The sequence below is a fragment of the Mesorhizobium sp. M1227 genome, from assembly GCF_040318315.1.
GTDB lineage: Bacteria > Pseudomonadota > Alphaproteobacteria > Rhizobiales > Rhizobiaceae > Mesorhizobium.
The window spans coordinates 216,191-239,224 of sequence record NZ_JAMYLZ010000005.1; the positions used below are offsets into that span (position 1 = coordinate 216,191).

At 62.9% G+C, this 23,034-nt stretch carries 30 protein-coding genes and 1 pseudogene; 19 read left to right on the forward strand and 12 right to left on the reverse strand.

From position 1 onward, the window contains the following. The first annotated feature begins 2 nt into the window (after window positions 1–2). The 6 genes and pseudogenes from NKH28_RS10040 (at window position 3) to NKH28_RS10065 (ending at window position 4,976) form a co-directional block, all read left to right on the forward strand. On the forward strand, window positions 3–764 hold the full coding sequence (locus NKH28_RS10040) for a TIGR04290 family methyltransferase (protein ID WP_352768295.1): 762 nt from the start codon (window positions 3–5) through the stop codon (window positions 762–764). Beyond that, entirely contained in the window at window positions 757–1,689 is a 933-nt protein-coding gene (locus NKH28_RS10045; RefSeq protein ID WP_352818931.1) for a glycoside hydrolase 5 family protein, read from the forward strand. Before NKH28_RS10040 ends, NKH28_RS10045 begins: the two co-directional genes overlap by 8 nt. A 20-nt stretch (window positions 1,690–1,709) precedes the next feature. After that, window positions 1,710–2,774, forward strand: coding sequence for a glycosyltransferase (locus NKH28_RS10050; RefSeq protein WP_352818928.1), 1,065 nt, complete (start codon window positions 1,710–1,712; stop codon window positions 2,772–2,774). A 7-nt stretch (window positions 2,775–2,781) separates the two neighbouring features. Further along, window positions 2,782–3,771: a GNAT family N-acetyltransferase gene (locus tag NKH28_RS10055; RefSeq protein WP_352818925.1), complete on the forward strand. Its 990-nt coding sequence runs from the start codon at window positions 2,782–2,784 to the stop codon at window positions 3,769–3,771. A gap of 59 nt (window positions 3,772–3,830) precedes the next feature. Next, window positions 3,831–4,532: pseudogene (locus tag NKH28_RS10060) on the forward strand (class I SAM-dependent methyltransferase); the annotation flags it as partial. Between the two features lie 225 nt (window positions 4,533–4,757). Continuing rightward, the gene (locus NKH28_RS10065; RefSeq protein ID WP_023676213.1) at window positions 4,758–4,976 is read left to right on the forward strand and encodes a hypothetical protein; all 219 of its coding nucleotides are present in this window, start codon (window positions 4,758–4,760) and stop codon (window positions 4,974–4,976) included. A gap of 188 nt (window positions 4,977–5,164) precedes the next feature. Here the strand turns inward: NKH28_RS10065 and NKH28_RS10070 are convergent, their stop codons facing one another. After that, window positions 5,165–5,293, reverse strand: coding sequence for a hypothetical protein (locus NKH28_RS10070; RefSeq protein ID WP_352502174.1), 129 nt, complete (start codon window positions 5,291–5,293; stop codon window positions 5,165–5,167). Between the two features lie 50 nt (window positions 5,294–5,343). Next, window positions 5,344–5,907 carry a sigma-70 family RNA polymerase sigma factor gene (locus NKH28_RS10075; RefSeq protein WP_352488584.1) on the reverse strand — a complete coding sequence of 188 codons (564 nt, stop codon included), beginning with the start codon at window positions 5,905–5,907 and terminating at the stop codon, window positions 5,344–5,346. 317 nt (window positions 5,908–6,224) lie between these two features. Between NKH28_RS10075 and NKH28_RS10080 the strand changes: the two genes are divergently transcribed. From NKH28_RS10080 to NKH28_RS10090, 3 genes are all read left to right on the forward strand, one after another. Then, on the forward strand, window positions 6,225–6,428 hold the full coding sequence (locus NKH28_RS10080; protein ID WP_292657608.1) for a hypothetical protein: 204 nt from the start codon (window positions 6,225–6,227) through the stop codon (window positions 6,426–6,428). Window positions 6,429–6,546: 118 nt separating this feature from the next. After that, the gene (locus NKH28_RS10085; RefSeq protein WP_352818920.1) at window positions 6,547–6,894 is read left to right on the forward strand and encodes a DUF982 domain-containing protein; all 348 of its coding nucleotides are present in this window, start codon (window positions 6,547–6,549) and stop codon (window positions 6,892–6,894) included. 33 nt (window positions 6,895–6,927) lie between these two features. Continuing rightward, entirely contained in the window at window positions 6,928–7,275 is a 348-nt protein-coding gene (locus NKH28_RS10090) for a DUF982 domain-containing protein (protein ID WP_352978704.1), read from the forward strand. Here NKH28_RS10090 and NKH28_RS10095 read toward each other — a convergent pair. The 4 genes from NKH28_RS10095 to NKH28_RS10110 all read right to left on the reverse strand — a co-directional run bounded on the left by NKH28_RS10095 (window position 7,263) and on the right by NKH28_RS10110 (window position 9,581). After that, the gene (locus NKH28_RS10095; protein WP_352971107.1) at window positions 7,263–7,760 is read right to left on the reverse strand and encodes a hypothetical protein; all 498 of its coding nucleotides are present in this window, start codon (window positions 7,758–7,760) and stop codon (window positions 7,263–7,265) included. The two genes, NKH28_RS10090 and NKH28_RS10095, sit on opposite strands and share 13 nt — an antisense overlap. Before the next feature lie 80 nt (window positions 7,761–7,840). Continuing rightward, window positions 7,841–8,476 (reverse strand): LysE family translocator, encoded by a 636-nt coding sequence (locus NKH28_RS10100; protein WP_352978706.1) that lies wholly within the window; start codon window positions 8,474–8,476, stop codon window positions 7,841–7,843. A 4-nt stretch (window positions 8,477–8,480) separates the two neighbouring features. Next, a complete protein-coding gene (locus NKH28_RS10105) occupies window positions 8,481–8,666 on the reverse strand; it encodes a hypothetical protein (protein ID WP_352978708.1) in 186 nt (61 codons plus the stop codon). An 84-nt stretch (window positions 8,667–8,750) separates the two neighbouring features. Continuing rightward, window positions 8,751–9,581 carry an SIR2 family NAD-dependent protein deacylase gene (locus NKH28_RS10110; protein WP_502906616.1) on the reverse strand — a complete coding sequence of 277 codons (831 nt, stop codon included), beginning with the start codon at window positions 9,579–9,581 and terminating at the stop codon, window positions 8,751–8,753. 329 nt (window positions 9,582–9,910) lie between these two features. Between NKH28_RS10110 and NKH28_RS10115 the strand changes: the two genes are divergently transcribed. Genes NKH28_RS10115 through NKH28_RS10155 form a run of 9 tightly spaced genes read left to right on the forward strand, consistent with a single transcriptional unit; the run spans window position 9,911 to window position 18,445 of the window. Beyond that, window positions 9,911–11,704, forward strand: a complete 1,794-nt coding sequence (locus tag NKH28_RS10115; RefSeq protein WP_352978751.1) for a methanol/ethanol family PQQ-dependent dehydrogenase — start codon at window positions 9,911–9,913, stop codon at window positions 11,702–11,704. Further along, complete coding sequence (locus NKH28_RS10120; protein ID WP_352978712.1) at window positions 11,685–12,548, forward strand: substrate-binding domain-containing protein; 864 nt, start codon at window positions 11,685–11,687, stop codon at window positions 12,546–12,548. Before NKH28_RS10115 ends, NKH28_RS10120 begins: the two co-directional genes overlap by 20 nt. Window position 12,549: 1 nt before the next feature. After that, window positions 12,550–13,083, forward strand: coding sequence for a c-type cytochrome (locus NKH28_RS10125; RefSeq protein WP_352978714.1), 534 nt, complete (start codon window positions 12,550–12,552; stop codon window positions 13,081–13,083). Then, window positions 13,080–14,096, forward strand: coding sequence for a cytochrome c oxidase subunit II (gene coxB / locus NKH28_RS10130; protein ID WP_352971119.1), 1,017 nt, complete (start codon window positions 13,080–13,082; stop codon window positions 14,094–14,096). Before NKH28_RS10125 ends, coxB begins: the two co-directional genes overlap by 4 nt. Beyond that, window positions 14,093–16,069, forward strand: coding sequence for a cytochrome c oxidase subunit I (gene ctaD / locus NKH28_RS10135; RefSeq protein ID WP_352978715.1), 1,977 nt, complete (start codon window positions 14,093–14,095; stop codon window positions 16,067–16,069). Before coxB ends, ctaD begins: the two co-directional genes overlap by 4 nt. Continuing rightward, entirely contained in the window at window positions 16,066–16,671 is a 606-nt protein-coding gene (locus NKH28_RS10140; RefSeq protein ID WP_352971123.1) for a cytochrome c oxidase subunit 3, read from the forward strand. Before ctaD ends, NKH28_RS10140 begins: the two co-directional genes overlap by 4 nt. 1 nt (window position 16,672) lies before the next feature. Continuing rightward, window positions 16,673–17,014 carry a hypothetical protein gene (locus NKH28_RS10145; protein ID WP_352971125.1) on the forward strand — a complete coding sequence of 114 codons (342 nt, stop codon included), beginning with the start codon at window positions 16,673–16,675 and terminating at the stop codon, window positions 17,012–17,014. Further along, window positions 17,011–17,895, forward strand: a complete 885-nt coding sequence (locus NKH28_RS10150) for a cytochrome c oxidase assembly protein (protein WP_352971128.1) — start codon at window positions 17,011–17,013, stop codon at window positions 17,893–17,895. Before NKH28_RS10145 ends, NKH28_RS10150 begins: the two co-directional genes overlap by 4 nt. Next, on the forward strand, window positions 17,876–18,445 hold the full coding sequence (locus NKH28_RS10155; RefSeq protein WP_352768260.1) for a c-type cytochrome: 570 nt from the start codon (window positions 17,876–17,878) through the stop codon (window positions 18,443–18,445). Before NKH28_RS10150 ends, NKH28_RS10155 begins: the two co-directional genes overlap by 20 nt. 39 nt (window positions 18,446–18,484) lie before the next feature. Here NKH28_RS10155 and NKH28_RS10160 read toward each other — a convergent pair whose 3' ends face one another. From NKH28_RS10160 to NKH28_RS10185, 6 genes are read right to left on the reverse strand one after another with little or no spacing between them, the layout of a single operon-like run. Next, complete coding sequence (locus tag NKH28_RS10160) at window positions 18,485–18,958, reverse strand: DUF2269 family protein (RefSeq protein WP_352978717.1); 474 nt, start codon at window positions 18,956–18,958, stop codon at window positions 18,485–18,487. Continuing rightward, window positions 18,958–20,244: an SDR family oxidoreductase gene (locus NKH28_RS10165; RefSeq protein ID WP_352473425.1), complete on the reverse strand. Its 1,287-nt coding sequence runs from the start codon at window positions 20,242–20,244 to the stop codon at window positions 18,958–18,960. The genes NKH28_RS10160 and NKH28_RS10165 overlap by 1 nt, the downstream gene beginning before the upstream one ends. Before the next feature lie 34 nt (window positions 20,245–20,278). Beyond that, entirely contained in the window at window positions 20,279–20,617 is a 339-nt protein-coding gene (locus tag NKH28_RS10170; RefSeq protein WP_352473427.1) for a hypothetical protein, read from the reverse strand. Further along, the gene (locus tag NKH28_RS10175; RefSeq protein ID WP_352473428.1) at window positions 20,617–20,979 is read right to left on the reverse strand and encodes a hypothetical protein; all 363 of its coding nucleotides are present in this window, start codon (window positions 20,977–20,979) and stop codon (window positions 20,617–20,619) included. The genes NKH28_RS10170 and NKH28_RS10175 overlap by 1 nt, the downstream gene beginning before the upstream one ends. Further along, entirely contained in the window at window positions 20,979–22,199 is a 1,221-nt protein-coding gene (locus NKH28_RS10180; RefSeq protein ID WP_352473429.1) for an NRAMP family divalent metal transporter, read from the reverse strand. Before NKH28_RS10180 ends, NKH28_RS10175 begins: the two co-directional genes overlap by 1 nt. After that, on the reverse strand, window positions 22,196–22,816 hold the full coding sequence (locus tag NKH28_RS10185; RefSeq protein ID WP_352978720.1) for a hypothetical protein: 621 nt from the start codon (window positions 22,814–22,816) through the stop codon (window positions 22,196–22,198). The genes NKH28_RS10180 and NKH28_RS10185 overlap by 4 nt, the downstream gene beginning before the upstream one ends. On the opposite strand from NKH28_RS10185, the gene NKH28_RS10190 reads away from it, so the two are divergent. Further along, the gene (locus NKH28_RS10190; protein WP_023676165.1) at window positions 22,815–23,030 is read left to right on the forward strand and encodes a DUF2934 domain-containing protein; all 216 of its coding nucleotides are present in this window, start codon (window positions 22,815–22,817) and stop codon (window positions 23,028–23,030) included. The genes NKH28_RS10185 and NKH28_RS10190 overlap by 2 nt on opposite strands. Window positions 23,031–23,034: the final 4 nt, after the last annotated feature.

Genomic DNA, 23,034 nt, shown 5'->3' on the forward strand with positions numbered 1-23,034 from the left:
CCATGCTGCATTCCGATGCCGAAATCCGCCGCCGTATCGATGCGCTCGGCCCATGGTTCCACAATATGGAACTGGCCGGCATCGAAACCGCTCCCGACCATTTCCTTGGCAACTACCCGCTGATCAAATGGCGCAAATTCGCCGACGCGATTCCCGCCGATCTTTCCGGCAAGGCGGTGCTCGACATAGGCTGCAATGCGGGTTTCTATTCGATCGAGATGAAACGCCGCGGCGCCGGCCGCGTGCTTGGCATCGATTTCGATGAGGCTTACCTGGCGCAGGCGCGCTTTGCCGCCGAGGTAGCAGACTGCGACATCGAATTCCGGCAGCTCTCGGTCTACGACGTTGGCGCCCTGCATGAGCGGTTCGACATCGTACTGTTCATGGGCGTGCTCTACCATTTGCGCCATCCCTTGCTCGCACTCGATCTGATCCGGGAGCACGTCGCCCGGGACCTGATGATCTTCCAGTCGATGCAGCGCGGCAGCACCAACGTGCCGGCGCTCGAGCAGAATTATCATTTCTGGACCCACGACCTATTCGACCGGCCGGAGTTCCCAAAGCTGCATTTCATCGAGCATCGCTATGCCGACGACCCGACCAACTGGTGGATTCCCAATCGCGCCTGCACCGAAGCCATGCTGCGCAGCGCCGGCTTCGAGATCGTGCTGCAACCGGAGCAGGAGGTCTATTTCTGCCGCACCGGCGACGTGCCGGCCGGCGGCGCCGCCGTCTACCCGTCGAAAGGACAGATAAATGATTGAAGCCGCCATGATCTGGAACGAGCCCAACAACAAATCCCACTGGGATCCCGAGCTCGACCCCGACTGGAGTCGCTTCGCCGCTACGGCAATCCTGGCCGCCGACGCGATCGCGTTGGAGAATCCGGCCTTGACCAAGGTCCTTGGCGGCATCTCGCCGATCGATGCCGGCTTCATGACACGGATGAAGGAATTCGGCGTGCTCAATCATGTCGACGCGGTCGCCGTGCACGGCTTTCCGCTCGACTGGAACCTCTGGCAGATCCACGAATGGCCGCAAAAGATCGGCGAGATTTCGGCTGTCACCGATCTTCCGGTATGGGTCAGCGAGGTCGGCGTGTCGACCTTCGGCGCCGAGGAGGTACAGGTCTGGGGCCTGCGCCGGACCGCGGAATTGCTGATCGGCAAGGCACCGCGCATCCAATGGTACAGCCTCTACGACCTGCCGCGCGAGTGGGAAGCGACGACGCGCCATCGCGAGGCGGAAGGCTCGTCTTACTACCGCCATTTCTACATGGGCTTGCTCCGCCAGGACGGCACGCCAAAGCCCGCGCTCGAGGAGTTCCTGCACCACACGCCGGCAATGGGACTGGTGCAGTGGTTCCATTTCGAAGATCACCGGCTGGACGATGCCGTTGCCTGGATGAAACGCCTCGGCGTCACCAATCTGCGCACCGGGCTTTCCTGGGCCGACAGCTTCAGGCCGAACGCACTTGACTGGTTCGACCGGCAGATGGAAGCTTTGGCCGACTTCGACGTGACGGTTACTTTCTGCTTCACGCCGGAACACCGCGGAATGATGCCGCACCACAGCAGTCCGCCGCTGGTGCCGGAGGAATTCGCCGACTTCTGCGCGGCAATGACGCGCCGATATGCCGGCAGCATCGCTGCCCCTTCGGTCGGCAGGCTGCGCGCCTCCGCAGCGTGAGGAGCTTCGGCTCTCCAGCCATGACGCTCACCGTCCTCAACGTCGCCTATCCCCTCGCCCCGGTCGGGCCGGATGCGGTCGGTGGTGCCGAGCAGGTGCTGTCGATGCTCGACCAGGCGCTCGTACAGGCCGGACACCGCTCGATCGTGATCGGCTGCCAGGGCTCGAGCGCTGCGGGTGTCCTCATCGAGACGCCGGCCGAACCGGGCGTGCTCGATGAAGCGGCCAAGCGCCGGGCGCAGCGTGCTCATTGCGCCGCAATTGCTACCGCACGGGCTCGCTGGCGAATCGACGTGGTCCATTTGCACGGTATCGATTTCGATGCCTATCTGCCGGGCGACGGGCCGACATTGGTGACCCTGCATTTGCCGCTCGACTGGTATCCGGCCGACGCCCTCAATCCGGCGCGGGAGGATCTGTGGCTGCATGCGGTATCGGCGGCTCAGCAAAGAACCGCACCGCCGGGAGCCAGGCTGATTGGGCCGATTCCCAACGGAGTGGACGTCGACGCGCTGAGCGAGCCGCAGGCCAAACACGACTTTGCGCTCGTGCTCAGCCGCGTCTGCCCGGAAAAGGGCATCCATCTGGCGCTCGAGGCAGCCAAGAAGGCCAGCGTGCCGCTGGTCATCGGTGGCAAGGTCTACCCCTATGAAACTCACACAACGTATTTTCGCGACGAGGTCGAACGCCGGCTGGACGACCGGCGCCGCTTCCTTGGTCCGCTCGGTTTTGTCGCCAAGCGGCGCCTGCTGAATACAGCCCGCTGCCTAGTCATCCCGAGCCTTGCCGCGGAGACCAGTTCGCTCGTCGCAATGGAGGCGCTCGCCTGCGGCACCCCCGTGGTGGCCTTCCCGAATGGCGCACTGCCGGATGTGGTCGAGCACGGCAAGACCGGGTATCTGGTCGGGGATGTCGACGAGATGGCCGAAGCCATCGCTGCCGCACCCAGCCTGGACCCCGAGACCTGCCGAGCCGAGGCGCGGCGGCGCTTTTCACTCGACCGCATGGTTTCCTCCTACATGGACGCCTATCGGGCGCTGGCACGGCTCGGCACAGACAGCGGGCAGCTCGCGACGGCGAGGTGAGCAGGACATGCTCCGCAGTGAGATCATCGACGATCCGGCGGACCTCGAAGCCCTCGAGCCGCACTGGTGGGAACTTTGGTCGCGCAGTCCCTCGGCGACGCCGTTCCAGTCTCCCGCATGGTTGCTGCCATGGTGGCGGACATTTGCTCCCGGCGAGCTAGCGACGGTCGCCGTCTGGCGTGGCGACGATCTGGTCGGCCTGGCGCCACTCTATCTGGAACGCCACGACGCCGGCGCGCGATTGCTTCCGCTCGGCATTTCGTTGAGCGACTATCTGGATGTCCTTTGTCTTCCCGAGATGGCCGAACCGGTCGGCGCAGTCATCGGTGGCGCCGTTCTTTCCGTCGGCTGGTCACAGTGGATCTTGCAGGATCTGCCTCGCGGCGGCGCCGGCCTTGCCATCAGGCATGCCGCGCTCGAATCGTGCCAACCCGTCGGTCACGCCGCTTGCCCGGTGCTCGCCCTCGCCGGCGACCAGACGCTTCAAGGCTGCGTTCCGGCACGGCGGAGGCGACAATTGCGGCGCGCCCACAGGGCCGCGTCGAGACGCGGCAGTGTCTCCATCGAACCCGCTCTGTCCGATCCGCAGACATTCTTGGACCACCTGATCCGCCTTCACCGCGCGCGCTGGGCCGGACACGGCGACGGGGTTCTGTCCGATTCCCGCGTTGAAGCATTCCACCGTCAGGCGCTGCCGCAGCTGGTCGCACAGGTGCTTGCCCGATGCTGGCTTATCACGATCGGTAACGCGATCGTGGGCGCCTATTACGGGTTCCATCATCGTGGCCGCGCTTGCGCTTATCTCGGTGGCTTCGATCCGGCCTATGCCGAGGAAAGTCCCGGCGCGCTGCTCATCGGCCAGGCGATAAGGCAGGCGATCTGCGAAGGCGCGGAAGAGTTCGATTTTCTGCGCGGACAAGAGGCCTACAAGTACAGCTGGGGCGCCGTAGACCGGTGGACGATGCGCAAGATCTGGACGCGGAGCAAAGGGCGATGAGCGCGACGCAGCCGGAATCTCGGCGGTCGATATCAGCAAGGCGGGTGCTGGAGGATTGCATGGCAGACGGTACCGGCGTCGAAGCCGTCATCGCCAGGCTGGCTCTCCGTCTCGAGACAGGAATCGATGCTGCAGAATTGGCGAAGATTGCGCAAAACACGCACTCGGCTGACCCGCGAAACACGGCAAAACTGCAACGGATTGCCGACCTGCTTCGGCGCAGGCCCGAGATCTTCGCCACGCTGCGCAAAACAGGTGGTGCCGTTCGGCACGGGCGTGGCGAGGACGAGACCGACGATGCGGTCGTCAAGCGGCTGGCGGCCGGGTTTGACGCGGCGGCGGCGATCTCCCCGGCGGCGAGCGTCCAGCTGTCATCGCTGGGCAATGAGGAAAAGCTCTCTGCCGCTACGGCTGAGATCGTTGCATGGCTGGAGAGGCGAGGCTTTACCGGTACCGACTACGACATACTGGATATCGGCTGTGGTATCGGTCGCTTCGAAAGCGCGCTCTCCGCTCTATCGCACCGGCTCGTCGGCAGCGATATATCCCCAGCGATGATCTCGATCGCCCGCCGGCGATGCGCCGGGCTCGGCAACGTAGAATTCCGCCCTACGCGCGGTTTCGATCTTGCCGATTTTTGCGATGCCAGCTTCGACCGCGTACTGGCCGTCGACAGCTTTCCCTATCTGGTGCTGGCCGGCCTTGCGGAGCGACATTTCGTGGAAATCGCGCGCGTGCTGAAGAGGCCGGGGATGGCCGCGCTTTTGAATTATTCATATCGCGGATCGCCGGCGCTGGATCGCGCCGATGTCCATAACTTCGCCAACGCAAATGGCATGCAAGTCCTCGTCGACGGCGAAAAGCCGTTCCGGCACTGGGACGGCGATGCCTTCCTGCTTACCATTTCCGGCGGAACATTGCGGCCCAACGATGGTTCGGATGCCGAACGGGAAAAGCCGCTATTCGACGGTATGAAGGAGGACAAGATGGCGTCCGGAAGCAAGAAACACATCGGTCGCGGCAGTCACGGCAAAGGCGCTGGCGCTGGCGCGATGACCGATCTTCCCAAGGACAAGATCGGAGAGAACGCCGTTCTGTCCAACAGAGACAAGAAGCAGCACACCAAGGAGCGTGGGCTCGACGGCAATCGGGTCAAGTCCGAGCAGTACCAGGATCATTCGGCGGATCGGCGGCCTGAAGACTGATCGTTGCGGCGGCATATGGCTTGCAGCCGGCGAGCAATTGAAACGCAGCGAGAGGCCAACCGCTGACGAAGCTGTGCAAGGACCGAAGCCGGTCGCATGGATGGCCTGCAAATTCTTGCAAACTCGCACTGTTGCCACCAGAGTGAGGTGAAGGGACCAACATTTGCCAAGAGAACGCGATGTCTCGCTCAAGGGAAGATTCTGTCAGCACGCGTGCCGATCTGACGATAGACCGGGAAATCGCTTCCTTGCTTGCGGCCATCGAACAGGAAAGGGTTCCTGACCGGCTGACCAAACTTGCGATCGAGTTGCAGCATGCGCTTGTCGAAAGGCGCTTGCGCGAGACCAGCAACTAACGTGACGTGTATTAGCGGCGCCTCTCGGCTTCGAAGTCCAGTTGTCCTTCGGACAGATAGCTGCGCCTTTCCATCAGGGTTTGCGAGGAACTTTCGCCAAGGTATTCCAGCACGCCGGCGCGTGCCCTGTTGAGCCGGCTCTTCACGGTTCCCACCGCGCAACCGCATATTTCGGCCGTTTCCTCATAGCTGACGCCCAGAACGCCTATCAACATCAGAACCTCGCGCTGGTGCTCAGGAAGGCTCTGGATGGCCTGGTGGACCTCCTTGCCCTGTACGGACCATTCCTGCGTCGCTTCCGAGATCGGCCGCAGCGAAGCGCAGTCGAGCAGGCCGGGCGCTTCCCTCACCGCGGCCCTGACACGCGTGTAGTAGGTGTTGCGCATGATCGTGAAGAGCCATGACTTCATGCGCGTTCCAGCTTCGAACTTGTCAATGTTGGCCAAGCCCTTGGTCAGCGTCTCCTGGACCAGGTCGTCGGCATCATCGGGGGTGCGGCAGAAGGTGCGGGCGAAAGCCCTCAAAGCGGGTATGAGGTCGACGATGGAAACTTCTTCGGTTTCGCGAGTCGCCAAGGCGTAGGCTGCAGGTGGCAATGGTCCAGCTCCCGTCCAGAATGAGTTCGTGAGCGCAGACCAGTTAAATGCATTGGGCGAAAGATCGTTCCGGTTGGCGAAAGCACTCGGCTCCAGAAACCGGAGAGGACTTGGCTGAGCAATCCCGGCCGACGGCGATATTTTTGACGGAACAACCATCGGGATCGCGGAGTTCAAAATCAAGGTCGTCCGACAAATTCGGGCGCCGACATTTGGCGCGTCGAAATGCGATCTCGCAGCGAGCCTTGGCTGCGACCTCAAGGGCGGCCCGCCACCTCAAGAAACAGGAGGAGTCCATGACAGGAAACAAGCACGCCAAAGGCAAAACGCCGGCCGATAGCGATCTTGCCAACGATCCCGGCATCGGCAGTTCCAGGGGCACGATCAAGGAGGGCGACCGGCTCGATCAGGGCAACAATACGTTCGAAGGCGATGTCGAGAACGACACCACGCCGCAAGGCGGTATCAATCCCCGGCAAAAGATGCGGACCAACAAGTGACCGGCTGCGCACGATCGAACAAACCTGCTGCAACCCGTGCAGCAATCCCGCGTTAAAGAGCATGAGCCTCGTGTCCGCCCCGGACGTTGATGCGACAGGCTCTTTCGCGGAGACACAGATGACAAAAAAATCGTTTGGCCGCCCCGTTCCAATTCTCGTCGGCCTTGGTTTCCCTCGCCATGTCGAGAATATCTGGCAGGCCTATGACGTCTTAAACGAATGGCCGAGCCGCGGTCCGGCGCACAAGGCGGCGTTCGACGCCTGTCGCGCCGGGCTGGCTGACGAGGTCGACGTCGAGGCGGTGCGCGCGGCGTTCGATACATTCGCCCGCAAGGCGGGCATTCTGGCCTACGATATCGCAGCCGAAACACCAGCACGCCCCACAACAGCTGCGAAGGCCCACGACGCTTGGCTGAAACGCCCATCGGACGGCCGTGTAGACCCTGAAGACGCCCAGCTTGCTTGAAGCGACCACCTTGGTTGAACCGGGAGGAATACGGTGCTGAGAACAGAGTTCGATACCCCTGTTTGCATCTATTTCGGCAAGCCTGGGCGATCGCGATTGGTCAGTTCCGTTTTCGAAGCAGTACATTGCCTGAAAAGCGAGAAATGGCCGGCGCGCAATGCTCCGCTGGCGCAGGCGGCCGCTGATGTATTGAATCGCGCCCGGACCGGTGAAATTACGGCCGCCAAAGCGCGGCAAGCATTTGTCGACGCCGCTTGGGAGGCGAACATTCTTGCCGAAGGCGAGGCGCATGACGCGCGTGGCCTGACAGCCTTCATGTCGGACAGCGGGTGCACGCTGCTTCCCGGCAGTTCCGTCCAAAGCTTGGTTTATCGCGAATGATTGGCGTTCTCGGCCTTTTTCTCCCGCTGCTGCCTGAGGACCTCGTCGGTTCCGACCAGCTTCTTCGATCCGCCGGGAATCGCGGTGGACACAACAGCCGGTGGGTCGCTTGCCGGGAAAGAATCCTCCAGACCCGCCTGCAACTGGTCTTCCAGCGTTTGCGGCTCTTCCGAGCGGCCAGGGGTCCTTCGGATGTCTACATTCTCCAGCGGCTGTGTCATGTCCGGTGAAGACCTGACTTCTCGAATCCAGCCATAGAGCTGTTCGATGGCAAATTCCTTCATTGTGTCGAAATCGGCCTTTTCGTCACGCGATGCCTCGATTTGGTCAACCATGGTCTTCTCGAACCGTTCGAGGCTCTCGCTTCCACACGCTCGGCAGAGACGCACCAGCGCCTCGCGCAGTATGAGTGGCGCAAAGTGCGCTGTCGCCTCGAGCCTGAGCTGCTGCAAACGCTCCGGGGTAGCGGCTTGGAACTTCGACATGCTCGACCTCTCGCCTGTGGAGCATGTCAACGAAAATTGTCGGCGGATGTTCCATCGGCGGCCGCTGCATCGCTCGATCCTCAGCGGTGCGCGCCACCACCGACTGCCATGCGGATACCGAGACAGACGACGAAGCAGCCTGCCACGCGCTGCTGCCAGAGCCTTACCTTCGGTCGTCTCATGATCCAGGCCCCGAGCGTACCGGAAGCGAGCGCATATGTGCCCAGCACGAGCACACCGGTTATTTTTTGGCTGCCGCCGAGCAGCAGCAATTGCAGTGTGACCGATCCGCGCGCGGGATCGACGAACTGTGGAAGGAATGCCACCATGAAGGTTATCGGCCAGGGATTTATCAGATTGGCGATCATTCCTTCGCGTGCGGCCACAAGCGGCCCGACACTGCGGGGCTCCTCGACGGCGACGCCGGCCGACGGCAGCAGCACCAGACGCGATCCAAGCCAAACGAGATAGGCTGCGCCCATCCATCGAAGCATGGCAAAGGCAAGGGGCGATGCCTGGAGCAGCGACGATATGCCGAGGGCAAGGAGTGGCAACTGGACCATGCCGGCGCCGATGGTCATTCCCAGGACGGTGAACAGGGCAACGTCACGGCCCTGCCCGACGCCACGCGCCATCACCAGCAGACTGTCAGGCCCCGGCGGCATCTGCATCAGAATGACCGTCCCGAGAAAGGCCGCCCACGAGGCAGGATCCATGCCGCTACTTCGCCCCGGTTTCGTAGGAGGCCTTCGCGCCGTCCTTCAACCGACCGGCATCTCGCATCATCTTGAGCGCCTCGTCCCTGGTCAGGCCGCACCTGCGGGCAAAGAAATTGACCTCATAGGCCTGCTCGGCCGACAGGCCGTCTTTGGCATGCACTCTGCGCTTGTGTTTGCCTCCGCTCATACAGGCTTGATCCCGTGAGACTTAGCCTCCCCAACTGACATCGGGCCAACCGGTTCCCCACTGCTTCGTCGCTGCGCAGGCTTTTCAGGCGCCGTCGGGCCGGCCCACCCTATCCTTGAGTTCGTTCAGGAACGCGAGCAGCGCGTCCTCAGGATCGTCGGCCTCTTCGGTCAGCATATCGATGCCCCAGCGGCCGAGGACAGCCTCCTGGACGATGCTCGGCTGCGACATGAAGATGAAGGATTTCGGGCGATTCTTGTCATAGCCGGAGCGGCGCCAGGTCTGCCAAAGCCGGTGCAGCAGCAGACGGATGTTCATGTCGGACATGCTGTAGCCGATGAACAGGATGGTGCGCCCGAGCGCGTCGGCCCGAAATTTCACGTCGAGCGGCGAATCGAACGAAAGCCGGTCGAAATAGTCGGTCTCCGCCAGGACCAAAGATTTGTCGTCGTCGAAATCGCCGTGGAATTTGATGATCTGCGTCACCTCGCCAGTGGCCTTGGGCAAATCCTTCGCATTGGCCACTTTCACAAAGGGCCGGCTATGGATCTCGAAGGCAACTTCGAGATTTCGGTCGTAGTTTGTCGTGTAGATGATCGGAAAATCGAGCGATACGATGAGCTTGTGGATTGCCGACCGCTGCACTTCTTCCCGCGAGACGCTCCACTCACGATCCATCCAACTGCGCAAAGGGCCGAGGCTCCCCTGCTTGAGCCGGTAGTATTCGGCAAGCGCCTGATAGCTGGCCTCCGGCGCACCGATCGTATCCTCGTCCAGACCGAGCTCTTTTTGCATGTGTTGGATGAGCTTTTGCCAGGACGGCAAGCCGACGCTCATCGACACCCCGGCTCCAACGAACAAGATCGCTCGCCGCTCTTTTACCGATTGAGCCAGTTGCTCGACTGCAGACAGCATTCGACACAACTGCGAAAAGCGCCGCTCCGTTCCAGCCGAACCCGGACCACCGGGAATAGATTTACTTCCGACTTGAGCGCTAACATTCGGATCGGCTGTCCCAAGCGCCCGGCCGCCGACTTTGGCCAACCGAATCCGACATTTATTTCGTTGCATTTGGCACTTCTGCGCCGCTCACGCGTTGGAGAGTGTTCAACAAACACGGCGCAGCGGCAGCTAGTGGAGCTCTGCGCCAATGTCGGCAAACTCGACAGCCAATGAGGCAAGCGCGACTGGTGGCGGCGAAAAATAGGGTGCCTGGCAAAAGGGGAAAGAGGCCATTGGCTGCGATGCTGGGATGGACGCTGCTGGCAGGCTTCGCGCTGACTACCGCGGCGGTTGCTCAGTCAACGTCAAGCTTTGCGATAAATCCGCCGGCCGCAGCTGCTCCGCCCGACGACGGCCAATGGGCGATGCCGGCAAAGAACTACGCCTCGACCCGCTACAGCGAACTTGCGGAGATCACCGAGGACAATGTCAAGAACCTGCAGGTGGCCTTCACCTTCTCGACCGGCGTCAACAAGGGCCAGGAGGCCGCGCCCCTGGTCGTCGGCAACACGATGTACATCGTGACGCCCTTCCCCAACATCCTCTATGCGCTTGACCTTACCAAGCCCGGCGCGCCGATGAAGTGGAAATTCGAGCCCAACCCCGAGCCCGCCGCGCAGGGAGTTGCCTGTTGCGACGTGGTCAACCGCGGTGCAGCCTTCTTCGAAGGGCGCATCTATTTCAACACGCTCGATGGCCATGCCATCGCCGTCGATGCGGCCACCGGCAAACCGGTCTGGAACACCCATATCGGCAACATCAATATCGGCGAGACCATCACCATGGCGCCGCTGGTGGTGAAGGGCAAAGTTCTGGTCGGCAATTCCGGCGGCGAAATGGGCGTACGCGGCTGGATCAAGGCGCTCGACGCCAGCGACGGGCACGTCGTCTGGACGGCCTACAATACCGGCCCGGACGCCGAGGTGCTGATCGGCCCCGATTTCAAGCCGCATTACGACATGGACAAGGGCAAGGATCTCGGCGTGACGTCGTGGCCGCCCGACGCCTGGAAGATCGGCGGCGGCAATGTGTGGGGCTGGATCTCCTATGACCCGGACCTAAACCTGATCTTCCATGGCACCGGAAATCCCGGTCCGTGGAATCCGGATCTGCGGCCCGGCGACAACAAATGGACCGCCGGAATCTTTGCCCGCGATCCCGACACCGGCGCAGCCAAATGGTTCTATCAATGGACCCCGCACGATTTGCACGACTACGACGGCATCAACGAACAGGTGCTGCTCGACATGACCTGGCAGGGCAAGCCCCGCAAGGTGCTGGTCCGACCGGAACGCAACGGCTACGTCTATCTGTTGGATCGCACCACAGGCGAGGTCCTGTCGGCAGTCCCCTTCGGGCCCGTCAATTCCAGCACGGGCGTCGACCTCAAGACCGGCCGGCTGATTGTAAATCCGGACAAGAAGACCGGCACCGGCAAGGTTGTGCGCGACATCTGCCCGACCGCATCGGGCCTCAAGGACTGGCAGCCTTCGGCATTCTCGCCCAAGACCGGTCTGCTCTACATCCCGCACAACAATCTCTGCATGGACGAAGAGGGCGTCGAAGTGAATTACATCGCCGGCACGCCCTATGTCGGCATGAACGTGCGCATGATCCCCGGGCCGGGCGGCAATCGCGGTGCTTTCACCGCCTGGGATGTCGCCGCCGCCAAGCCGGCGTGGAGCCTGAAGGAGAACTTTCCGGTGTGGAGCGGCGCCGTCGCCACCGCCGGCAACGTCGTGTTCTATGGCACTATGGAAGGCTGGTTCAAGGCGGTCAGCGCCAGGACCGGCGAACTGCTGTGGCAGTTCAAGACGTCGTCCGGCATCATCGGCCAGCCGATCACCTATCGCGGCCCGGATGGGCACCAATATGTCGCGATTCTTTCGGGCGTCGGCGGCTGGGCCGGCGCGATCATATCCGGCGATCTCGATCCGCGCGACGCCACCGCCGCGCTCGGCTTCGTCAACGTCATGAAGGATCTGAAGGATGTAACCACGCCGGGAGGTACGCTGTATGTGTTCCGGCTCCCTTGAGACGACCGGCCGAGTTGCGCGCGCACGGAGAAAATCTTCCCGGCGGTTTGGCGCCGCGGTCGGCGCACTGGCGCTCTCGCTCGTCGCCGCCGTTGCCGATGCGCGCGAATTGAGGATCTGCGCCGATCCCAACAACATGCCGTTCTCCAATGCCGCCAGGCAGGGCTTTGAAAACAAGATCGCCGAACTCGTCGCGACGGAGCTTGGCGCGACTGTTTCCTACACATGGTGGGCACAGCGCCGTGGCTTCGTCCGCAACACGCTGAAGGCCGGGCTATGCGATCTGGTGCCCGGCGCGCCCGCTAATCTCGAGATGCTGCGCACCACCGCGCCCTACTACCGGTCTTCCTATGTGTTCGTGACACGCAAGGATGCGCCGGAAATCACGTCCTTCAACGATCCTCGCCTGCGCGATCTGCACATCGGCGTCCAGCTGATCGGCGACGATGGCGCCAACTCGCCCCCCGTCCAGGCGCTTGGCCGTCGTGGCATCGTCGGCCATCTCATCGGTTTCCCCGTCTATGGAGACTATTCGGCGCCGAACCCGCCAGCGCGCATCATTGAGGCGGTCGCGAATGGCGACATCGATATGGCCGTCGTCTGGGGGCCGTTGGCCGGCTACTTTGCATCCAGGCAGAAGGTGGCGCTGCGGATCACGCCGGTTTCGCCGCGCGTGGACGGCCCGCAACTGCCGATGATCTACGACATCTCGATGGGCGTGCGCCGTGGCGACGATACGCTGCGCAACGAGGTGAACGCCGCCCTGACCAGACACCGCGCCGAGATCGACGCGATCCTGGCGACCTACCAGGTGCCCCGCCTCGATCCTGTCGGAGCGCCTTGAAATGAAGCGCGGTCTTCCCTTGCTGGTGTTCGCGATCCTCGCGGTTGCCGGGTGCCAGCGTGAGGAACGCGACACGCGTCCACAATCGGCGCTCGGCTCGGGCGATCAACCGGCAGCCGTGACTGCCCTCGAGCCGGGCGGCCAACGGCCGACCTCGTCCGACAGCAAGGCCGGCGTGTTCGAGGCCAACGCCTTCCACCTCAGCGAGGGCAAGCGTCTGTTCAACTGGTTCAACTGTTCCGGCTGCCATGCCAATGGCGGCGGCGGCATGGGCCCGGCGCTCATGGACCAGAAGTGGCTCTATGGCAGCTCGATCGAAAGCATCCACGCCACGATCAGGGACGGCCGGCCCAACGGCATGCCGAGCTTCCGCGACACGATCCCGGATGACCAGATCTGGGAGCTTGCCGCCTTCGTCCGGGCGCTTAGCGGCAACGCACCGTCCTCCGCCGCGCCGGGCCGCGACGACGACATGATGCCCCATCCATCCGAGAATCGCCTGCCGGACGCCACGACGCTGGGGAAGTCGCCGTGAGCCGCGGTGTCTGGACGGTGTGCGGGTGCACGGCCTGCATCCTGGTCCTCGCAGGATGCAGCGGCTGGCAATCCGCGCTCGACCCAAAGGGCCCGGCCGCGAACGAGCTCGCATGGCTGATCTGGTTCTTTACAGCACTCTGCACGGTGGTCTGGCTTCTGGTGATGGCCGTGCTGATCGTGCCATTGACCCGGCGCCCGCTGCCGGTCGGCGATCCGCTTGTCCTCGACGCTGCCGCCGAGCGCAGCAAGATGCGAATTGTCGTCGCCGCACTCGCCGCTACCGCCCTGATCCTGGTCGGCCTGACGCTGCTGAGCTACTTCGCTAACCGGACGCTCGCCGCCATTGGCTCGGATGCGGCGCTGACGATCCGGGTGACCGGGCATCAATGGTGGTGGGAGGTGCGCTACGAAAACGATCAGCCAAAGCGCATCCTGACGACCGCCAATGAAATCCACATTCCAGCGGGCGAGCCGGTGCGGCTTGTAGTGACCTCGACCGACGTCATCCATTCCTTCTGGGTGCCGAACCTCTCGGGCAAGCTGGACCTCATTCCAGGCCACGAGAACGTTCTCGATCTGAAGGCTGACAAGCCCGGCGTCTATCGCGGCCAGTGCGCCGAGTTCTGCGGCGCGCAGCATGCCAATATGAGCACCTTCATCATCGCCGAACCTCGGCCCGTCTTCGATGCCTGGCTGAACGATCAGCTGCGGCCGGCGGCCGCCCCCGTGTCGGCCGAGGCCAAAACCGGCCACGACCTGTTCCTCAAACGGCCCTGCGTGATGTGCCACAAGATCGGCGGCACCATCGCCGGCGGCACGGTCGCCCCAAACCTCACGCATATCGCAAGCCGGCAAACGCTCGCTGCCGGCACGCTGACAATGAGCCGCGGCAATCTCGCAGCCTGGATAGCCAATCCGCAGGGGATCAAGCCAGGCGCCCACATGCCGGTGGTGCGACTGGACGGGGACGAACTGAATGCGATCGTCGCCTATCTCGAGGGCCTGAAATGAGCAGCGCCGACGTGGCCCGTGAGCGTCGGCTCGCCGGCGAGCGAGCAGCGGCCGGCAAAGGAGACCTGGCCCCCGAGCGCGACGGTCCTCGCGACACCGGCCTCGACGACTCCAGCCTTGACCGCTGGCTGGCGCGGACATGGCAGACGGCGCCGGGCATCATCGGTGCGCTCTCGAGCGTCGACCACAAGATTGTCGCGCGGCGCTACCTGATTACCGCTTTCGCCTTCCTGTGCTTCGGTGGCCTCAGCGCCGTTGCCATGCGCATCCAACTGTCGGGGCCGGAGCGCGGGCTGATCGGGCCGGACCGCTACAACCAGCTGTTCACCATGCATGGCGTGACGATGATGTTCCTGTTTGCGGTGCCGATCGTTCAGGCGACCGGCATCTATCTCGTGCCGCTGATGGTCGGCACCCGCAACATCGCCTTTCCGCGCCTCAATGCATTCAGCTTCTGGATTTATCTCTCCGGTGGCCTCTTCGCCTGGGTGTCGTTTGCACTTGACATGGCGCCCGACGTCGGCTGGTTCTCCTACGTGCCGCTGTCCGGTCCTGAATTCGGGCCAGGCAAGCGTTCCGACGTGTGGGCGCAGATGATCACCTATACCGAAGTGTCGTCGTTGGCGGTCGCGGTTGCCACCATCGTCACCGTGCTGAAGCAGCGTGCGCCGGGCATGTCGCTGGACAAGATTCCGCTCTATGTCTGGGCGATGCTGGTCACCTCCTTCGTCATCGTGTTCGCCATGCCGGCGGTCATGATCACGTCGACGTTCCTGATCCTCGACCGGCTGGTCGGCACCCATATCTTCAATCCCGCCGAGGGCGGCGACGTATTGCTGTTCCAGCACCTGTTCTGGTTCTTCGGCCACCCCGAAGTCTACATCATATTCCTGCCGGCTACCGGCATGGTGTCCTCGATCATCGCCGCTTTCGCCCGGCGTCCGGTATTCGGCTATCTGGGCATGGTACTGGCCTTGATCGCAGTCGGCTTTCTGTCGTTCGGCCTGTGGGTTCACCACATGTTCGCAACCGGTCTGCCCAAGCTCGGCGCGAGCTTCTTCACCGCCTCGAGCATGCTGATCGCCATCCCGAACGGGCTGCAGATCTTCTGCTGGCTGGCGACATTGTGGGACGGACGCCCGATAATCAGGACGCCGCTGCTGTTCATGTTCGGCTTCTTCTTCACGTTCGTCGCGGGCGGCCTGACTGGGGTGATGCTGGCGTCGGTGCCATTGGACCTGCAAGTGCACGACACCTATTTCGTGGTCGCGCATTTCCATTACGTGCTGATCGGCGGGTCGGTGTTCCCGCTGCTCGGCGCGACCTATTTCTGGTTCCCCAAGATCACCGGCCGGATGATGAGCGAACGTCTCGGACGCTGGCACTTCTGGCTTGCCTTCCTGGGCTTCAATGCGGCGTTCTTTCCGATGCACATTGTCGGCCTGTGGGGCATGCCGCGGCGGGTCTACACCTATCCGGTGGAACTCGGCTGGGGCAACATCAACCTGTTCATCACAGCCGGCGCGGTCATCCTGTTCCTAAGCTTCGTTCTGTTCACTATAAACCTGGTGTACAGCGCCTCGAGGGGCGCCCCGGCCGGGGACAATCCCTGGAATGCCGGCACGCTGGAATGGGCGACGAGCTCTCCACCGCCGAGCTATAATTTCGCTCGGATCCCGGTGGTTACCCACGCCGAGCTGCTCTGGGCCGAACGTGACACGCTGCCTGTCGCGACCGGGCTTCGCGTCGACGCGCGCGAACTTGTCATTTCGACCGTGGCAGAGGCGCATCCAGATGTGCGCGAGAAGTCGGCGACGCCGTCGATCTGGCCATTGTTCGCCGCGCTCGCCGTCGGCGCCACCTTTCTCTATTCGATCTTCAGCCCGTGGGCGGTGGTCTGGGGAGCCGGGCCGATCGCCATCACTTTGATCGGTTGGTTCTGGCCGAAAGGCGATCCGGAGGATGAGGAATGAAACAGCATCCTGTCGCCGATCTTTCCAAACTCCCGACCTTCGGGATCGGACCGCGCAGCCCGACCTGGTGGGGCACTCTCGCCTTCATGGCGCTGGAGGGCACCGGCTTCGCGCTCGCCGCAGGCACCTATCTTTACCTCGCCTATCTGTCGCCCAAATGGCCATTGGGCGTGCCGCCGCCCAACCATTGGCCGGGCACCATCGTCACGCTGTTGCTGCTCGCCAGCGTGGTGCCCAATCACATACTGAACAGCTACGCCGAAGCCTGTGCCATGGTGCCCGTGCGCATCGGCCTGATCGTCATGTCGCTGCTCGGTATCGCACCGCTTGTCGTGCGTTGGTTCGAATTTCCGGCCCTCAACATTTATTGGGATACCAATGCGTACGGCTCGATGCTGTGGGTCCTGCTCGGCCTTCACACAACGCACCTGATTACCGACGTCGGCGACACGCTGGTGCTGACGGTCCTGATGTTCACGCGCCATGGCTATAGCGGCCGGCGTTTCGGGGACGTTGGCGACAACGTCTTCTACTGGGATTTCGTGGTCGCGACCTGGATTCCGATCTATCTGTTGATCTACTGGATGCCGAGGCTTGACTGAGATGCGTGCGCTTCGCTTGGGCACATCATGGGGCGGGCTGTTGTCCGGGCCTTTGGCCTGGGCGGTGTCGACGCAACTGAATTATGCGTTCGTGGAGTGGCAGTGCGCCCACGGCATTCCCGTCATACCGGTCATTGCGCTGGTGCTGACAGTGCTGGCCTTGCTCGGCGGCGTGCTTTCGTGGCGGGCGCGACAGCAAGGTGGCGCCGCCTTTAAACCGGATCGTACGCGCGGCACCGAGGATTTCGTCGCCAATATCGGCATTCTCAGCGCGGTGCTGTTTGCGCTGGTAATCGTCATGCAAGGCGCGGCTTCGCTCATTGTTGACGGCTGCCTACGATGAGCTTCGACGCGCTCTTCTCGACCTCGATCTGCTACGGTGCCGGCGCCCCGCGGGCCGGCTTGACGCTGGCGTTGCCGATCACGCTGCCGCTAACCATGGTCGCACTGCTTTACGCGGCAGGCGCCTTTCGGCTGTGGCGGCGGAGTGCCCGCAGCCGCCCGTTGCGGTTGCGGCAAGCCCTGCTGTTTGCGACCGGCTGGGCCATTTTGGCGGCAGCACTGGTCAGCCCGCTCCACGAATTCGGTGAGCGCGTTTTCACCGCCCACATGATCGAGCACGAGCTGTTGATGGCGGTGGCGGCACCCCTGCTGGTCGCCTCCCGTCCAGCGGCGGCGATGATGTGGGCATTGCCGATCAAGCTGCGGCTGGCATTTGGCGCAGCCGGGCAGGCGAAGGTGCTTCGAGCCGTTTGGGCCGCTGTCAGCCGTCCTCTAGCCGCGACCTTCCTGCACGGCGTCGCGATATGGGCGTGGCACGTTCCGGCGCTGTTCGAGGCGGCGCTTGCACAGGGTGTCCTGCATTATGCGCAACATGCCAGCTTCTTCGGTACGGGGCTGCTGTTCTGGTGGGTGCTGCTGCCGCGTTCAGGCGGCGAACAAGCCTACGGCAGCGCAGTGATGCACCTCTTTTTCACCTCGCTGCACACCGGCCTGCTCGGGGTGCTGCTGCTGGTCTCGCCAAGGCTGTGGTACCCGGTAAACGCAGCCGGCGCGGAATTGTGGGGCCTTAGCCCGCTCGAGGACCAGCAGCTCGCCGGCTTGGTGATGTGGGTTCCGGCCGGCCTGATTTATGGCGGAGCCGCGTTGCTGCTGGCCGGTCTGTGGATTCGCTCAAGTGGACAGAGAAGATGGGAGGCGTCGCATGCGCTCCAGGCTGTCTAAGCTGGTCATTGGTGCCGGGACGGCAATTGCCGTGCTGGCCGCAGCTTGGGCGGCGCTGACGTTGTGGCCGGAGCGCCTCACCAGGGTCGCGCATAAGACGGACAATGCCCCTGGCAGCATCGGCGTGCGCGCAACATCGCGCTTCACTCCGTCCGGACCCATCCTCGGCGCCGCGGCAATTGTCGTGCTTGTTGCAGCCCTGGCCGGGATCGCGTTGTACTTCGAGCAAAGCCGTCGAGTGGAGCAGAAGGCCGACAATGCAACCGGCGGTGTTGGCGCCCGCGCCATACCAATCATCATGGCCAATGGCTGTGCCGGATGCCACACGATCACCGGCGTTCCCAGCGCACAAGGGTTGGTTGGTCCACGCCTCGACGCCAGCTTGGCCACCCGGATCTATATCGGCGGCGTATTGTCCAACAACCCGCGAAATATGGTCCGTTGGATACGCGCCGCAAGGGAGGTCAATCCGCACACGGCAATGCCTTCGACCAGAATTTCCGAGCAGGAGGCGCGGGATATTGCGGCCTATCTCTATTCGCTGAAATGAATGTCATCGCTCATCCCGGCAGCTGCACGCGGCCTGTCTTCACCAGTCGATCGCAGGCCGCGCGATCATCAGCCAGAAAATCCCGAGTACGGCAGCGAAGGCGGGGAAGCCGAAGGCGAACCACAGCCAGAAGAGCCGATGATAGCGCGGCGGCAACGGCGCGCCTGCAGCGGCGGCTTGCGATGCCAGCTTGCGCATCTCCATTTGCATCCAGACGACCGGGAGCCAGAACATTCCGGTGAAGATATAGAGCGCGATCGAAAGTACGATCCAGCCCTCCGACAGCGAGTAGCCGGCCTGCCAGGCGAGCGCGGCTCCGGTCAAAGGTTGCGCGACCACGGCCGTCGCGGTGAAAAGGAAGTCGGCGACGACGACGACACGCGCCACCGCCGCAACCGTCGCGGCATTGCCGGTCCTGTGGGCGAGCAACATGAAGAAAGCGATACCGGCGCCGGTACCAAGCAGCACGGATGCGCCGATGACATGCAGAAATTTCAGCAGGAAATAGAGCATCAACGCTCCTCCAGCACTGCCAAGGCCACAAAGTGCAGCACCAGGATCGGCAACACCTTGAGGAACGGCCCAAGCGGGTCGTTCCACAGCTCGGGGCTCAGAAAGCTTCCGACGACCAGGTAGAAGAGCGAGAGCGCGATGCCGCCATAGAGGCCTTTTCGCGCCGCCGGCCGCCAGGCTAGGAGCGCGCCGACGGCGATGTCGGCAAGAGCACCGGCTATCACGATCGGCGGCGACAAGATGCCCGCCCCCGTGCCTTGCATCAGATCGACGCCGCTGCGGTAGCCGGTGGTCAGCGACACAATTCCCGTCACGATCCACAAGAAGGGCAGGACGACGAAGATCGCAGGCTTGATGAAATACAGCCGGGCAAACCATTTTTCCTGCACCGTTGCCGGATTGAGCGCGAGGAAGCCCGCCAGGGTTTGCGGGCGTATGCCGGTCGTGGCGGTCCAGTCCGAGGGATCTCCAACCGCTCCTCGGGCAATCTCTCTGGCCGCGTTGGTGCGCATCGGTGGACGCCAGCCGAACATCGCGGCAAGGTCGCCGAGGCGGTAGAGAAGCCTTGCAACAGCCGCCGGCAAGACAAACCTGGCTGCAGGAGCCCAGCCGAGCCATCGGCGATAGCTGCCGACGACCTCGTCCATGCTCAGCTGTTCGGGACCGACAAGTTCCAGCACGATGCGAGACGGACTGGCGGGATCGAGAAGGAAGACGACGGTTGAGACCACGTCGTCGAGCTGCACCACTTGGAGCGGGCCGGTGCCGGGCATGGACGGCAGCACCGGCAGCGAGGCGAGACCCCTAAACAATGCGCTGGCCCCAAACACCGGCCGGCCGAGCACCACGGACGGGCGCAGGATCACCCAATCCAGATCAAGCGCCATAAGCGCTTGGTCGCCAGCCAGCTTCGTCGCCGAGAATGCCGAAGGCTGCGCCCGATCGACGCCGATTGCCGAGAAGTGGATCACCCGGGCAACCCCTGCCCGCGCACAGGCGAGGAAGAGTGCTGCCGCCGCCTCGCGATGGACTTCGCGCGTCTTTTCACGAGGGCTATCCTGCAGAACGCCGGCACAATTGACGACGGCGTCTATGCCCCTGAGATGCGGTAGCCAGTCTTCGGGCTGCAGCGCCACCGCCATGTCCAGCACCAGCAATTGATAATTGCCGGTCCGGTTTGCGCCGGGGCTGCGGACCAATCCGATCACCTCATGTCCTTCGGAAAGAAGGCGTGCCACGACGGAGGCACCGATTAGGCCGGTGGCGCCGGTAACCAGGACTTTCACTGGACCCCATTCTCCGACGGCGGGAAAGTATCGTTCATTCCGGTTTATCGCCCTCGATACTCCCCTTCATACCGGAAAGTTCTTCCGTCGTGCATAACAACCGCGGCCGCGCCGGATCGGAGATGTCGAGCTTGTCCCAAGGGATGCGGTACATGCTGTCGCGACTGCGCAGTCGAAAGACATTGAGGACCGCAATGCCGATGGCCGAAGCGGACAGACGCTCGAAGGCCGCGTAGATGCCGACATGGTACTCGGCAATCACCAGGTCGTCGCCATCCGATTCTGCGCGTATCTCCTCGATATGACCGATGCTTTTGCCGCGCTGCGAAAGCACATTCCTGCCAGCCAATTGCTCGAGATTGATAGTAGCCATCATCCAGCTCCCGGGATACGCCCAATGACATGATCGCGCAGCCAGTCCTGCCAGTCGAAAATCGCCGTTTCGCGGACGTCGATATCGAACTCGATGTCGACGCCGATGTCGCGCACCTTGTTCCAGGCGATGCGGTGCGGCTCGGCATGGCGCTTGCCGCCGAGCCTTGCCGCAAGCCGCGCCATCCAGCGCCCGGGCCGCTGGCCAAGCCGGCGCGCCAGCGTGATCGAGCCGAGCTCGACCGCAATGATTTTTGGCGGCTTGCCTGGCCTGAGTTCGGCCACCAGCCCGTCAACCTTGCCGATCTTGACCTGCTCGCGGTCGACCACTTGCTTGTCCAGGATGTCACGCAGCAAATCCATCACGTGCCTCCGAACATCTGCAAAGGAATGGTCACGATCGCGAGCAAGAAACCGAGCGCGATGATGAAGATAACCGCGGCATTCGCGATGATGCCATTGCGGTGCTCGCCGATATAACGCTCGTCGTTCAGCAGGAAGAGGAACGGCACCACGGTTAGCGGCAGGCTGGCGGCCGTCAGCGCCATGGAGAAGATGGTGAGCTTCAGCGGATCGAGACCCAGTGCGATCGGAATGGCGGCGAGAAACAGCGAGACCGTATACACGGTGCTGAAACCCGGGTCGTCGCGCGGTTTCAGGTTCTCGCCCCAGGTCCAGCCGAAACCCTGCGCCACAAGGTAGGCTTGCTGCAGGCCGATTTCGAGCGCGGCGCCGAAGCAGGCAATGCCTAGTGACGCAACGAACAGGACGAACCCCCAGAAACCGAAGATCTGAATCAGCATCAGCGGCAGTTGGTGGTAGTCGTCGACCTGCACTATGCCGTGTGCTGCCAGAACGAGCGCCGCCACAATCAGCACACCCATAGCGATTGTGCCGCCAAAACTCATGCCCAGGCCGGCAATCGCCCGATTGGCTCCGAGATAGCTCTTGTCCCACTCGTCCTCGATCGCTCCCGACGAATAGAACATGAACAGATAGGGCGAGATCGACGCACCAAGAATGCTGACTGCCATGAACCAGTAGTTGGCCGCGTCGTGATCCGGCAGTGTTGGCACGGCCCCGGCCGCGACCTGCCCCCAATCGGGCTTCAGCATGACGGCGCCAACCACGAAGCACAGCGTGACCAGCCCGAGGATCGCGACGCCTTTTTCGATGAATCCGAACGTGCCTTTCCAAAGGAACAGCCATGCCAGAAAAGCGACCGGCAGCGCCCACCACTGAAAGCCGATGCCGGTGGCGAGCTCGAGCGCAATCGCAACACCGCCGATTTCGGCTGCCATGACCAGGAAGTTAACCAGCAAAGTGGCGAGCAACGGCCACAGAAAGGCGTTGAAGCCAAACCGTTCCCGGATCCCGTCGGCGATGGTGTGATGACTAACTGCGGCGAAGCGTCCGGCCATTTCGACCAGGAAGATGATGCAGATCGTGCCCAGGACGACGGCCCATATCAGCTGAAACCTGAACGCGGCGCCGGCCTGAGCGGCGGTCGCCATTGATCCGACCTCAAGAAAGCCGCCAACGCTGGTGACGACGCCGAGCGATATTTCGAGCAGCTTCTTCATGATTTCGGCGCGAAATATTTCGCGTAGGACGTGCTCAGGTCGGCGGCGGCGGCCCGCAGATCCTGCTGCGCGTGTTCCACTTCCGAGCGGTTGCCGTTCTGCACGGCCGTCGCCGCGCGAATTACCGCTGCCGAAAGCCGTCCAACCGCCAGCTTCAGACCGGCTTGCCCGCTGGACTCAGGCGACTTGCCGGACTGGATTTGCGCACCGGCATCGGCGAGCGCCTTGCCGGCCGATTGCAAAGTGCGCGACGTGTATTCCGACGGGGCTTCCCCAGCGATCCAGCTCTCCAGGACCAGCGATGCGGTCTGTGTGGCGGAAGCCGCGGTTTTCGACTGCTGCTCGACCTGGCCGGAAGGCGAGCATGCCGTCACTACAAATATTATCAGCAGCAAGCGCAGGCGGTCTGGTCGAGAACCGACGGCTGTAACGGCATTTACAATACGTGCTTGTAGCGTTGCTGCCACACGATTGTTCTCCCCGGCACCAGGCGACTTCGGCGCGAAGTTTGATCTAGAGCGCTGGGTGATCAGGTCAACTGAATCGCGATGAACTGCGCTGGCACCGCGGAACAAACCAGCGATCGCCGGATTAGGGGATGACGAGGCAAAGGCCATGGACAGGGAAGAGCGTATCAGGCAGCGAGCCCATGAGATCTGGGAGCGCGAAGGCCGTCCGCAAGGACGCGAGCGCGAGCATTGGGATCAGGCCGTGCAGGAGATCGAAGCTGAGGGTTCCGAGGCCGAACGCGGCCCGGTCGTGCCCGATCCAACGGTCGAGGCCGGCTCCGATCCGGAGGCACGCGGCAGCAAGCGGCGGCGAGGGACATGAGGCC